Consider the following 13,515-nt stretch of genomic DNA (forward strand, 5'->3'; position numbering starts at 1 on the left):
CAGTCCGCAACCTCAGGGATGGCGCAAGCGTTCCAGCAATGCACCCGAGGCAAATCCATCCGGAACGAGATTGGCCTTCTTCTCGAACGCCACGATTGCGGCACTGGTTCGCGGCCCCAGCATGCCATCGCTCGGGCCCGGATCAAAACCGTTTGATCGCAGCAGCGATTGAAGCTCCGTCCGCTCGGCACTCGACAAGACTCGCTCATCGCGCGGCCAGGGTTTGGAAATCCCGGCGTCACCGCGAAGACGCCCCGCCAGCTGACAGACGGCCAAGGCGTAAGCGTAGGCCGGGTTGTATTGCTTGACGACGCCGAAATTCGGCAACAGCAAAAACGCGGGCCCGCGATAGCCGGCTGGCAAGGACAGGTGTGCCAATTGCCGCTGATCGATGCTCGCATCGGCCGCCAACGGCCTCACCCCCGATTGTATCCATTCCGTGATCGGTCTGCGGTCGAGCACCAAAGCGTAGTCGAAATCGGCCTGCAGCGCGACTTCGATGGCGCAGGGCGCATTGGCGCTCCAGCCATTGGCACGCAGAACGTTTGCGATCGAAGCGAGCACATCCGATACATCGTCGAGGATATCGGGCCTGCCATGCCCGTCGAAATCGACCGCATAGTTCAGAAAGGTCGTGGGCATGAATTGCCCGCCGCCAAAAGCGCCCGACCACGATCCCCGGAAGCGATCGGCGGCGACATAGCCCCGCTCCAATATTTCGAGCGCGGCGAGGAATTGATCGCGAAAGTAGGCCTGCCGCCGTCCGCTACAGGCAAGCGTTGCAGTCGAGCGGATGACAGAAAATGGCCCGGGTTCTGTGCCGTAATTGGTCTCCACACCCCAGATGGCGGCGATCACGTAGCGATCGACGCCAAACGCTTCCTCGACGGCATCGAATTGCGCACGAAGGCGCTCCAGTGCGGCTCGGCCAGCCGCGATCTTGCCATCGTTCACGATGACGTCGAGGTACTGCCAGAGCGCCAGCTCGAACTCTGGTTGGGACTGCAAACGTTCGAGAACCACCGGATCCGGTTCAAGCATCGCCGTCGCACCGACGAATGTCTGCCGCGAGACGCGACGCAACGCCTCCGGGGCGATCTGGTCCATGCACGCCTTGAACGCGCGCACGACATCCGGCGGCCCATCGGGCGCGATCGTCGCACTACTGGTGGCCGGTCGATCGTCCGCAGCGTTGGCATGGCCGCAGAGACCCGCCACGAGCAACGTCGCCGCGACAAGCCCGCGACGCATTGACGCGACGGAGGCAGGATTGACGTTTTGGCCTCGTTTCGGAAGCATCACGCATCGTCACCACAGCGCCGGCACGCCTCGACTCGGACGGAAGATCAAACGTGATCTCCCGGCGAGCCTGACAAATGGACCTGCTCTCGACTACGGAGGAGGCGGCGCCATGCCCGGATGATAGTTGAAACCAAACGCTATCCGCATCTGGTTGCTGCGGACATTGTAGTCGAATCCCGGAGAGAAGACTGGCGTGCGAATGGTGTCACCGCAGAACCATGAATATGTGGCCTGGCCAAAGGCGGTCCACTGTCCATTGCCCATATGCCAGTCCGGCCGTGTCAATTCTGCGCCAATCCCGACCAAGGCGCCAGTTGTCGTGCGATTCTCTCTCAGGACCGGGCCGGTGAAATTGCTCTGAAGGTCGTAGTTCAGGAACTCGACGCCGCCGAGCGCGTAGAGCTGCGCGCGTGGCGTGATCCAATATCCGGCCTTGACGCCCAGATCCGCGGTCCAGTTGTAGCGGGTGCCGATGAAGAAACCGCCCGGAAAGCCGTGATCCACGGACTGGCCGAGATAGTTGAACGACGCAAACGGGCCGAGCGTTGCACCCGGTATTCCAAATCCACCGAAATCATATCCTCCCTGAACTCCGATCCCACCTAGGACATCCGAATCGTTGAGCCGGTTGGTCGTGGTCATGGTCCCCGCGATGCGCTCACGGATCATCGGATTGGAGAAGGCGCCGGATCCGTTCATGCCGACGTAGAATCCGGTCCAGGTGTAGGGGACGGGGCTGATGGGCATCATCCCTCCCGCAGTGCTGCCGCCGGTCGGCTGGAATTGCAGCGTCGTGCCGTCGGGGAGATTGATGGTTCCACCGTTCTGAACCACCTCACTCGGGACCTGGGTTGTGTATGGCTGCTTGCCAACGGTCTCGACGAGAACGTCGAAGTAGGCAGTCGTCTTGCGTTCGTCAGTCTTGTTGTCGGCAGGAATGTGCTTCCTGGCGATCGAGTGGTGTTTGTCGAGATGAAGCTTGTAGGAATGATGCGTCGGCTGGCCGCTCGAGGTCTTTCCGGTCAAGGTGATTGTCGTACTGCTTTGCTCGGTGTCAGGCTTTTTCGCCGTCACATCCGTGTCGCTGACGACGGCATAAGCGGCGCTCGAGAGTGCGAGCGTCGCAAAGCACGCAAGTAGCATTGTCCTGAACCTAACCATGACCCCCTCCAGAGAAGAACTAACCAACATTAAGCTTGTATCGCACTTCGCGCTGCGCCCCATTGCCGTGCTGCACGATCAACCTGACATTCCAGACCTTGGCTCCCGCGAGAGCGGAAGCCGCAATATCGCCGAGCGGACCGTCTGACGAAACCGGCTTCGCGATCGTGCCCACCGGCTTCCACGCTTGCGGATTGTCGCCCTGCCCGATTTCGATGCGCGCCGACTTGAACGCGTTGGCATCTGCCGTTCCAAACACGCGCACGACAGTCGCGTTGCCCTTCTGGACCGGCGCGAGCCTGCTGATGCCGGCGAGGAGAAAATAGTCCTTGGGTGCCGCGAGCGCCGCACCGGCATCGACAATTCCATAGCCGGTATATTGGTCGACGCCCGGGATTCCGACGTCTCGCGCCGTGCTCTTGATGATCTGCATCACCTGGACGTTGGTCAGGCTCGGATCCTTCGCGATCATGAGAGACGCCAGGCCCGTCACCAGAGGCGCCGCGAAAGACGTGCCGCTTGCACGGTAGTAGCGCCTGTCAGGACCGACGAAATGCGATCCGGCGATGTATTTGCCGCCTGGGACCGACACCATCGTGTCGGTCCGGCGGGCGCGAAGGCTCATCACGTCGACGCCCGGAGCGGCAACGGAGATGTTCTTGCCCCAGTTCGAGAACGGCGCATGCTGGTCGTTGAAATCCGTTGCACCGACGACGAGCACCTTGTCGGAGGCGGCTATTCCGTAGTTGCTGACGTCGACGCCCTCATTCCCGGCCGCAGCAACGATGACCGCTCCCTTGGAAAAGGCGTGCTCGACTGCCGCGCGCTCGACCTCCGTGATCTTGTTGCCGCCAATGCTGAGGTTGATGACGCGCGCGCCGTGATCCGAGGCAAAAATGATAGCCTCGGCGATCTTGCTCGCCCGCGCGCGACCGAAATCGTCGATCCCCTTGAGGATCATCAGTCGCGCCAACGGATTGACCCCGGCCATTCCGTCCTTGTCGCTCCAGGCCGCGGCGATGATACCTGCGACCAGTGTCCCGTGTCCGTCGTGATCCCAGGGACGGTTGTTGTTCTGGATGAAATTCCAGCCAATGACATCATCGACAAAGCCGTCCTTGTCGTCGTCGATGCCGTTTCCTTGCGTTTCCGCAGGGTTGCGCCAGAGACTGTCCCAGCTGAAGTTTCGGTGATCCCAATCCAGTCCGGTATCGATCACCGCGACGATGACGGGCTGCGCGTCGCGCCGCACCAGACGCCACGCGGATTGCGGCGAACTGTCGAAGCCGATGCGCTGGAGCGCCCATTGATCGGCAAACTCCTGCTTCCATGAACCCTTGCTCGAGAAATAGCGCACCTCAGGCGGCGACAGCATCGCGTCGTCTGCACTGGCCGGCCCGCCGCCCAGCAGCAGGAACGCGAGAAGCCATGAAAAGCGCCGGATCATCGCGCGCCCCCGAGATCGATCCGGACAGACGGGAGTTCGCCTTCGTGATCCCTCATGCCTTCAACCGCAATCCTTGCCTGGCGAACGGGCGGCACCTGCTTGCTCCTGCAAGCGTCGTCACCGAGCGGCGGAGCGGCCGGATATTTGAAGGCTTTGAAATTCAGCGTCGTGTAAGCGTTGGAGAGACCGAGCTTGCCGAAGCCGTAGCTCGCCAGTTCACTCCGGTGCAGGCTTGCCGTGCAGGTGTTGTCGAGACCCGTCGTGCAGCCGGCGAATCCGAGATCGTATCCACCATCGAGCTTCACCGGGGAGGACCAAGGCAACATGTGCTCCGGCGACATCAGAGCAAGGGTCTGTCCGGGCTCGGATCCCGTATAGCGCAATCCGATCGTATCGTCCGGGGATGGCGTCTTCTTCTGAGAGTCATTCGGCGGCCCGCCAAGATCGCCGACAACCGGCACGACGTCGGTGCCATTGTCCGGAGGTTTCGGAGGATTGTTGCCAGAAGGATCATCCGTGTTCAGCGTCATCGTCGGCGGCGTGTTTTGCGCCGGATCGTCCGTATTCAACGTCATCGTCGGCGGCGTACCGCTGCCGGGCTGAAGGCCGATAAAGGGGCCGCCATAGAGCGTCGTCGGTGTTGGCGATGGATCCGGCAACGGATCGAAGCGGAAACCACCGAACGGGATCCAGATATGGATGTACGACGTTGGATTGTTGAAGCTGATGGGCCCCCGGTAACTGACCCACAGCGTGTATCCGCATCCCCAGGAACTATAGATTTCTGGCGCAGGCGCGCCCACGGGTTCTGCCGCCGTCGCAAACTGACTCTGCGCGGCAAGCAATGCGGAGAAAATTGGCCAAGCGAACTTGCGCATCAATCACAACCGCAAAAACTTCAATCAAAAAGCGAAAATCTACCCGGCAACCTTAGTACGGTTCCTTGTGACAAAAGCGGCACACCTTGAAATATTCGGACTGCATATTCCGGCAGACGACGGCACCAATTACGCGCAATTTGGCGCTTTTAGCTAAATCCGGCCAACGACTTGCGTCAGCCGCGACACCTTGCTGCGAGCATCGAGCGCAGCTTCAACTTTCGCGTCCAGGCCGTAGATGTCAGGCAGCAGAACGAGGGAGCCGTCGGAGTCCACATAGGCCGTTTGATAGGTCAGATGAACGGGAATCGGTTTGGGAAACCTGAACTCGATCTCGTTCGGGCCAAACAGGGAAAACAGGCGTTCAGGCGGATACTGCTCGCCGGGATATGCGCTCGCGAGCAGGAAGCCCGCATAATAGATCGCATTCTCGACGCGGACACAGCCGTGGCTGTAGGCGCGTGCGTCCTGATCAAAAAGGCGCCGGTCGGGCGTGTCGTGCTGATAGACGAGAAACTTGTTTGGAAAATTGAAACGCACGCGGCCTTCGGCGTTCCCGTCACCGGGGGCTTGATAAAGGCGCAACGTTCCGTCCACTCGCCGCTCTGTCTTCAGTCCCAGCCGGTCCAGCAGATCCGGATCCTGCTTCAATCTCGGCAGGATCTCACGTTCCACCATCTGGTCCGGCATATTCCAGATCGGATTGAGTGTGAGCGACGTCATCGAAGCGCTGAGCAGCGGCGTCGGAAGCGCGCGCTCACCGACGACTGTTCGTCCGATGAATTTCACCACGCCCTCTTGGGTGAACGTCAACCGGTATCGAGGAATATTGACGACGACGTTGGTTGCGCCGAGGTCGCGAGGGTACCAGCGCCATCGCTCCATGTTGTCGATGACGGTTCGCATCTTGCCCGAGCGTGAGGCGAGATCGTTCGCGCCAGCCGGGCTCGCACGCAGCTCAGCCAGCTTTGCCCTCAGAGCGCGGTATTCGACGGAGGGCGGCGCCAGCAAATTCAGCGCGCTGTCGACGTCGGTCATGCCGGCGAGTTCATCGAGCAATTTGCGCGCGTCGAAGCGCGGGCGCTCGAATTGGATCATGCGCTCGAAATCGCCGCCGGATATTCTCCCGAATTGCACATCTCGCGCATAGCGCAAGATCGCGGCGGTCAATTCGAGCTCCGAACGTGCCAGCGCGCCGTCGGAGATAAACGACAAGGGCGCGGTCTGGTAATCACCGGGATCAAGCCCTTCCAAACCCACTTGCGCCAGGAACTGGATGGCCGACGAACCGCGCGCGTGCAGCTTTCCATCGTCGATCCAGACAGGCGTGTAGTGCCGCGACCGATAGAAACCGAGAACCGCGGCGCGCTCAGACCATCTGGGAAGGAGCCGATCGGCTATTCGAGCATTCAGGAGAAGCTTCAGTTTGAGAGGAACGCTCCGACTCTGTTCAGGCAGGGGCGTCGGCAAATAGACTCGCCAACCCGCCAGCGCCGCCATCAAGAGAGCGACGACTCCCAGAGAGACGCTTGCGCGGCGACCGAGCATCTTGGCAATTTACTCCAGCAATCGTGTCCGTTCCGATGTTGGCCTGCGCTGAAATCCGATTGAAGCTGGCCACCGGACATCCAGACGGCCAAGGCTCGATCATGGCCTGCAGATTATTCCACCCTACACCCTCCCGTCCACCATCACTTCGATCAGCTTGGTGCCCGGCCTATTGAACGCTGACGTCAGCGTCGCCTTCAGCTCCCTGGGATCGCTGACCTTGATCGCCTCGCAGCCCAGCGCCTTTGCAAACCCGGCGAAATCCACGGGGGGATCGACAAAATCCATGCCGACGTAATTGTCATCGCCATGGAAGGCGAGCAGGCGCTGCTTGATGATGCGGTAGCCACCGTTGTTGGCGATGACGACGTTGAGCGGCAGCTTGTGGTGGGCCGCAGTCCACAGCGACTGGATCGAATACATCGCGCTGCCGTCGCCGGAGAAGCACACGACGGGGCGATCCGGATTGGCGAGGCTGACGCCGACCGACGCCGGCAGGCCCCAACCGATGCCGCCCGAAGCAAGGCCGTGATAGCCGTAGCGGTCGCGGTGCGGACGCAGGTTCGTGATCTGACGGCTGGAGGTGAGGCCTTCATCGACGAGAATGGCGTTGTCCGGCATCGCCTCGACCATTTGCAAGACGAGATAGTCGGGATCGATTGGCGCACGTTCAGCGCTCTTGCCGATCTGCTCGACCAGAGCTGCGCGTCGCGCGGTCCAGTTCTTCGGTGCGAGTTCGGCGAGACGCTGTTTTGCACGCTGCGCCAAAGCTGCGCCGCCCATGTCCTTCAGTACCGGTATCAACGCGCGCAGCGTTTCCCTGACGTCCGCCTTGAGCGCGATCTCCACGCCAGAATTCTTGGCGATCTCCCAATCGACCAGGCCGACCTGCAGAACAGGCAATCCATCCGGCAGCGGGTCGATCTCGCTATAGACCGACATCCGCACGGGATCGCCGCCGAGCGCGATGAGAAGATCGTAGGGCGCCAGCGTATCGCGGGCAAGCTTCTGCACGCGGGCCAGCGTGCCGACGAAGCTCGGGCTCTCGGACAGGAAGTGCGAGCCATAGGCCGTCGAGGATTGATAGGCAGCAGCGCCGAGCAATTCGGCCAATTCGGCGGCTTCCTTCAGCGCGTCGCTCTTGACCACCTCGTCCATGGTCACGATCACGGGGCGTTCGGCCTTGAGCAGGCGCGCGGCGAACGCCTTCAGCGCCTCGTCCGATGGTCTTGCGCGCGCGTCGATGCGGGTAGAGCGGCCAAGATCGATGCCGGCCTCGCTGTTGAGGATGTCGCCCGGCAGCGAGATGAACACCGGCCCGGTCGGCGGCGTCGTCGCGACCTTGGCGGCGCGACGCACGATGCGCGGCAAATCCTCCAGCCGTGTCACCTCGACCGCCCATTTCACCAGCGGTTCGGCCATGCGCACCAGCGGGCCATACAGCACCGGCTCCATCAGGCCGTGGCCCTGCTCCTGCTGGCCCGCAGTCAAGATCATCGGCGTGCCCGTGAATTGGGCGTTGTAGAGCGAGCCCATGGCGTTGCCGAGGCCTGGCGCGACATGGACGTTGCAGGCCACGAGCTTGCCGGAGGCGCGGCTGTAGCCGTCGGCAATCGCGACCACCAGGCTCTCCTGCATCGCCATCACATAGGTGAGGTCGGGATGGTCCTTCAGCGCATGCATGATCGGCAGCTCGGTGGTCCCGGGGTTGCCGAACAGATGCGTGATGCCCTCGTCCTTGAGCAACGCGAGAAAGGCGGAACGGCCAGTGATCTTGTTCTTCATGCTTCCTCCGGGAGCGGACGTTGCCGCATGGCTGAAAGCATGATGGCCGAAATCTTAGGGCATGCGCAAGGAAGCGCGGTCATGGCTGCCTTGCGTGCGCGAGACGCGCTACATCTCCTCGCGCCCCAGCTCGAACGGATCCTCGCCGCCGGCCCGCTTCTTCTTTTTCGAGCGCTGCCAGACCACGCCGGGAAAACCCTTCAGCGGCACCAGCGGCTCACCGGTATAGGCCCATTCCTGCAGCTCCTCGATGGCGATGTGGTAGAGCGGCTGGCGGCCGGTGCGCTCCCTGAACAGCGCGCGGGGAATGTTGACCATGTGCGGCCCGCGCGGGCGCTCATAGGCGATCGGGGTGCCACAATGCGAGCAGAAGCTGCGCGCGGTCCTGGTCGCCTTGTCCTCGTAGCGGGTCAGCGCGGTCTTGCCCGACGTGATACGAAAACGCTTCTTCCAGCTGCCGACATAGGTGGCGTAGGCCGCACCATGGGCGCGGCGGCTGGCGGCGGAATGGTCGTGCCAGGCCCAGCGCGCGGGAACGTCGATCTCGAAGGTGACCTTGCCGCAGAGGCACTGGCCGGTGGCTATACCTGCGGCGACTGCGGCTTTGGCCATCGTTTCTCTCCGTCGTCATTGCGAGGAGCTCGCGACAAAATTGCGGAGCAATTTTGCGCTGATGCGACGAAGCAATCCAGGCTGCCTCTGCGGAAAGATCCTGGATTGCTTCGCTGCGCTCGCAATGACGGAATTTGTGGTGCAGTCGGAGCAACACAATAGCTCCGGATGACTACGACGAACGCCTACGCCGGCGTCAGCTCGTCATAGACAGGATAGTCCGTATACCCCTTTTCCTCGCCGCCATAGAACGTGGCGCGGTTGTAGGGGGTGACCGGGTAGTCGTGTTCCAGGCGCCGCGGCAGATCGGGATTGGAGATGAAGATGCGGCCGAAGGCGATGATGTCGGCGTGTCCCTCGGCGATTGCGGCATTCGCCGTCTCGCCGGTGAAGCCACCGGCGGTCATCAGCACGCCGCTGTAGTGCGGGCGGAACAGCACCATGGCCGAGGGCACGTTGTCCCAATGAACATCGGCACGGCCGGCGCCGCTGGAGCGCGGCTCGATGAGATGCAGATAGGCAAGTCCGAGCTTGTCGAGCGCCTTCACCACGTGGGTGTAGAGCGGCATCGGATCGGGCTCGGCGGAATCATTGGCGATGCCGTGCGGCGACAGCCGCACGCCGACGCGGCTCGCGCCCCAGACGTCGATCGCAGCCTGGGTCACTTCGAGCAGCAGCCGCGTACGGTTCTCGATCGAGCCGCCATATTGATCGGTGCGCCGGTTGCTGCGCGACTGCAGGAATTGCTCGAGCAGATAGCCGTTGGCGCCGTGAATCTCGACGCCGTCGAAACCGGCCACGAGCGCGTTCTTCGCTCCTTGCCGGAACGCCTCGACGATCCCCTTGACCTCGTCGGTCTCCAGCGCGCGCGGCGTCTCGTAATCAGCGATCTTGCCGTCGGCCGTCATCGCCTTCATGCCTTCGGCCCGGATCGGGATTGCCGACGCCGAGACCGGCAGCTCACCGCCATGGAAGGAGGAATGCGAGACCCGGCCGACATGCCAGAGCTGGAGGAAGATGATGCCGCCCTTGGCGTGCACGGCATCCGTCACCTTGCGCCAGCCCGCGACCTGCGCATCCGTATAGATGCCCGGCGTTGCCGGATTGCCGCGCCCCTGCGAGAGCACGGGCGATGCTTCTGCGATGATCAAGCCGCCCTTCGTCGCGCGCTGGCCGTAATATTCGGCATTGAGCGGCCGCGGTGCAAAGCTCTCGCGCTCGGCCCGCATCCGTGTCAATGGCGCCATCGCCACGCGATGTGCGAGCTTGTACGGACCGACCTGCAACGGTTGAAACAACGCCGGAAATTTCATGACTGCCCCGGAATGAACGATAAGAGGATGAAGACCATAAGATAGCTGGCGGCGCCCGTGAAGCTCCAGCTGTTGCCTGGCGTCCGAGCGGAAAGGGGGGATGCGGTGGTTCCTCTGCGGTCGGATCACACCGGCGCCGGGTTCAAGCGGGCAAAACCCTGCTGAATGCGATAGGGGTAATAGGGATAGCTCGGCATCACGGCACTGGCCTCGTCCAGACGCTTGATTTGGGCAGGGCTGAGCGACCAGCCGACGGCCCCGAGATTGTCGCGCAACTGCGCTTCGTCACGCGCGCCGATGATCACCGACGACACACTGGGGCGGGCGAGCAGCCAGGCAATCGCGATCTGCGGCACGGTGCGGCCGGTCTCCTCGGCGATCGCGTCGAGCACATCGACGATTGCGTAGAGACGCTGCTCGTCCACCGGCGGTCCGAACTGCGCGGTCTCGTGCAGGCGGCTGGTCGCCGGCAATGGTTGGTCGCGCCGGATCCTTCCGGTGAGACGGCCCCAGCCGAGCGGACTCCAGACCAGCGCACCGACACCCTGGTCGAGCCCGAGCGGCATCAGCTCCCACTCATAGTCGCGGCCGACCAGGGAATAGTAGACCTGGTGCGCGGCGTAGCGCGGCCAGCCGTGCCGGTCGGCCACCGCGAGCGACTTCATCAATTGCCAGCCCGAGAAATTGGAGACGCCGACATAGCGGAGCTTGCCCGCGCGCACGAGCGTATCAAGCGTCGACAGCACCTCCTCGATCGGCGTGAAGGCGTCAAAGGCATGAAGCTGAAGCAGATCGATGCAATCGGTCCCGAGCCGGACCAAGGCGGCATCCACCGCACTCAGCAGGCGGTGGCGGGACGAGCCGGCATCGAGCGGACCGTCGCCCATCGGCAGACTCATCTTGGTCGAGATCAGCACCTTGTCGCGGCGGCCTTTGATGGCCGCCCCCAGAATCTGCTCCGAGGCGCCATTCGAATAGACGTCGGCGCTGTCGAACAGGTTGACGCCGGCATCGAGGCAGATGTCGACGAGCCTTCGCGCGTCCTCGATTCCGCTGCGGCCCCAGGCCGAGAACAACGGCCCCTGGCCGCCGAACGTTCCGGTGCCGAAGCTGAGGACGGGGACCTTCAGACCCGAAGCGCCGAGCTTGCGATATTCCATGGTCGAATTCCTTTCCTGATGCGTCTCATTCCGCAGGGCAGGCTGCGTCCTCAACCGGCGCGCCATCCAGACGAACACTCCACAGCGCCAGCACGAGGCCAAGCGCGGTGATGCCCGCGGCGACCAGCGGCAGCATGGACAGGCCGAGCCCGCGGTCGATGGTCATGCCCCCGGCCCAGGCGCCGAGCGCGTTACCGAGATTGAACGCCGCAATGTTGAGGCTCGAAGCGAGGGTGCGGCCCGCAGAGCCGGCGGCTTCGAGCACGCGAAGCTGCAGCGGCGCCACGGTCGCAAAGGCTGCGATACCGAGCAGGAAGATCAGCGCGATCGCAAGGCCCTTGACGGACAGCACAGTCGCCAACCCGACCAGAACGAGGGCGAGTGCGCCGAGCGTGCCGACCAAGGCGCGCGCGAGCCCGCGATCGGCAAGCCGACCGCCCGCGATGTTGCCGATCGACAGGCCGACGCCGAACACCAGGAGGATGGGCGAGACCGCGGCGTCGGAGAAGCCGGTGAGGCGCGTCAGGATCGGCTGGATATAGGTGAAGACGACGAACAGTCCGGCAAAGCCGAACACGGTCATCGCGAGGCCGAGGATGACCTGCGGGCGAGCGAGCACCGCGAGCTCGTCGTTGAGCGAGGCCGGTTTGTCGTCGGCGCCGACGTGCCCCGGGACCAGCACGGCCACCACCGCGAAGGCGACGAAGCCGATTGCGGTCACGGCCCAGAACGCCGCGCGCCAGCCAAGCATCAGGCCGAACCAGGCACCGAAAGGCACGCCGAGCAGCGTTGCGACCGTCAAGCCGATGAACATCGTGGCGATCGCGGAGGCGCGCTTGTCCTCGGCCACGAGGCTCGTTGCCACCACCGATCCCACACCGAAGAACGTGCCGTGGGCGAGCGAGGTGAGGACGCGCGCGGCCATCAGCAGCGCGTAGTTCGGGGCCAGCGCGCAGGCCGCGTTGCCAAGCGTGAAGATCGCCATCAGCGCGAGCAGCACCGCCTTGCGCGGCATCCGCCGCGTCGCCAGCGTCAGGATCGGCGCGCCCACGAACACGCCGAGCGCATAGCCGGAAATCAACAGTCCCGCGGCCGGAACGGAGACGTGCATGTCGGCCGCCACCTGCAGCAGCAGGCCCATGATGATGAATTCGGTGGTGCCGATGCCGAAGGCACCAGCGGCGAGAGCGAGAACGGCGGGAGGCATGCAAGGCTCCGGTCAAGACGAACATGATCGAGAACGGGGACATAGCCGCGTCGGCGCGAAACGATTAGAATGTCCTCAATCCAATCATTTGTGACCCGAATTCAACATGGCCCGCATCGACACCAACCGCTCCGCCGAGATGGAGGTCTTCATCCGCGTCGTCGACCTCGGCGGCTTCACCCCGGCGGCGAGGCGGCTCCGTCTGACACCCTCGGGCGTGAGCAAGCTGATCTCGCGTCTGGAAGCCCGGCTCGGCACGCGGCTCGTCAACCGCACCACGCGCAAGCTCCAGCTCACCGAGGAAGGCCAGGCCTTCTATCAGCGCGCGGTGCGCATCCTTGCCGAGATCGAGGAGGCCGAGCGCGAGGCGGCGTCCGGCACGGCGCCGCGCGGCCGCCTGACCGTCAACAGCAACATTCCCTTCGGCATGCTTCATGTCATGCCGCTGATTCCACGCTTCCTCGCCGCGCATCCCGAAGTCACGCTCGACCTCGTGCTCACCGACACCGTGATCGACCTGATGGAAGAGCGCGCCGACGTCGCCATTCGCGTCGGCCCGCTACGGGCCTCGCGCCTCATCGCGCGCAAGCTCGGCACGAGCCGGATGGTGGTGGTGGCGGCACCGGACTATCTCGATCGCTTCGGCGTACCGAAGACACCGGCCGATCTCGCCGACCATCGCGGCATCGGCTGGACCTTTCCGCGCAGCATCCGTGGCTGGCCTTTCCGCCGCGGCGATCGCAGCGAAGAGGCGCTACCACCGCCAGCGGCGCGCGCCAGCGACGGCGAAGCGGCCCGCAATCTCGCGCTCGGCGGGGTCGGGCTCGCGCGGCTGGCGCTCTTTCATATCGGTCCGGATATCGAGGCCGGGCGCCTGATCCCGGTGCTGCAGGGCTACAATCCGGGCGACCGCGAGGATATCCACGCAGTCTATGTCGGCCACAGTGGACCGCTGCCGGCGCGCGTCCGCACCTTCATCGATTTTCTGGCCCAGCATGTCAGCGTCGGAGACCCCGCGCTCAAGCGCACAGCCGACGGGAAATGGAAGGTGCAGAGAGGTAGCTGACCGCGGGACTGCCGCTTCGCACTCTTTCGGATCATT

General features: G+C 63.5%; 11 protein-coding genes. 1 reads left to right on the top strand and 10 read right to left on the bottom strand.

Annotated elements, in window-relative coordinates:
• Window positions 1-12: 12 nt before the first annotated feature.
• The 10 genes from G8O24_RS20265 to G8O24_RS20310 form a co-directional block, all read right to left on the bottom strand.
• Window positions 13-1,251, bottom strand: a complete 1,239-nt coding sequence (locus G8O24_RS20265) for a lytic murein transglycosylase (protein WP_188102353.1) — start codon at window positions 1,249-1,251, stop codon at window positions 13-15.
• A 141-nt stretch (window positions 1,252-1,392) separates the two neighbouring features.
• Window positions 1,393-2,493, bottom strand: coding sequence for an outer membrane protein (locus G8O24_RS20270; RefSeq protein WP_188102355.1), 1,101 nt, complete (start codon window positions 2,491-2,493; stop codon window positions 1,393-1,395).
• Complete coding sequence (locus G8O24_RS20275) at window positions 2,483-3,910, bottom strand: S8 family serine peptidase (RefSeq protein WP_188102358.1); 1,428 nt, start codon at window positions 3,908-3,910, stop codon at window positions 2,483-2,485. The genes G8O24_RS20270 and G8O24_RS20275 overlap by 11 nt, the downstream gene beginning before the upstream one ends.
• Window positions 3,907-4,788: a hypothetical protein gene (locus tag G8O24_RS20280; RefSeq protein ID WP_188102360.1), complete on the bottom strand. Its 882-nt coding sequence runs from the start codon at window positions 4,786-4,788 to the stop codon at window positions 3,907-3,909. The genes G8O24_RS20275 and G8O24_RS20280 overlap by 4 nt, the downstream gene beginning before the upstream one ends.
• Before the next feature lie 153 nt (window positions 4,789-4,941).
• The gene (locus G8O24_RS20285; protein WP_244645920.1) at window positions 4,942-6,288 is read right to left on the bottom strand and encodes a L,D-transpeptidase scaffold domain-containing protein; all 1,347 of its coding nucleotides are present in this window, start codon (window positions 6,286-6,288) and stop codon (window positions 4,942-4,944) included.
• Between the two features lie 171 nt (window positions 6,289-6,459).
• Window positions 6,460-8,121 carry a thiamine pyrophosphate-binding protein gene (locus G8O24_RS20290; RefSeq protein WP_188102363.1) on the bottom strand — a complete coding sequence of 554 codons (1,662 nt, stop codon included), beginning with the start codon at window positions 8,119-8,121 and terminating at the stop codon, window positions 6,460-6,462.
• A 108-nt stretch (window positions 8,122-8,229) separates the two neighbouring features.
• Window positions 8,230-8,733, bottom strand: a complete 504-nt coding sequence (locus tag G8O24_RS20295; protein WP_188102365.1) for a GFA family protein — start codon at window positions 8,731-8,733, stop codon at window positions 8,230-8,232.
• Window positions 8,734-8,918: 185 nt separating this feature from the next.
• Window positions 8,919-10,046, bottom strand: coding sequence for an alkene reductase (locus G8O24_RS20300; RefSeq protein WP_188102367.1), 1,128 nt, complete (start codon window positions 10,044-10,046; stop codon window positions 8,919-8,921).
• A 125-nt stretch (window positions 10,047-10,171) separates the two neighbouring features.
• The gene (locus tag G8O24_RS20305) at window positions 10,172-11,206 is read right to left on the bottom strand and encodes an aldo/keto reductase (protein ID WP_188102369.1); all 1,035 of its coding nucleotides are present in this window, start codon (window positions 11,204-11,206) and stop codon (window positions 10,172-10,174) included.
• Window positions 11,207-11,231: 25 nt separating this feature from the next.
• A complete protein-coding gene (locus tag G8O24_RS20310; RefSeq protein WP_188102370.1) occupies window positions 11,232-12,413 on the bottom strand; it encodes an MFS transporter in 1,182 nt (393 codons plus the stop codon).
• A 106-nt stretch (window positions 12,414-12,519) separates the two neighbouring features.
• Between G8O24_RS20310 and G8O24_RS20315 the strand changes: the two genes are divergently transcribed.
• Window positions 12,520-13,479, top strand: a complete 960-nt coding sequence (locus G8O24_RS20315; protein ID WP_188102372.1) for a LysR family transcriptional regulator — start codon at window positions 12,520-12,522, stop codon at window positions 13,477-13,479.
• Window positions 13,480-13,515: the final 36 nt, after the last annotated feature.

It is taken from the genome of Bradyrhizobium campsiandrae, assembly GCF_014529705.1.
Lineage (GTDB): Bacteria > Pseudomonadota > Alphaproteobacteria > Rhizobiales > Xanthobacteraceae > Bradyrhizobium > Bradyrhizobium campsiandrae.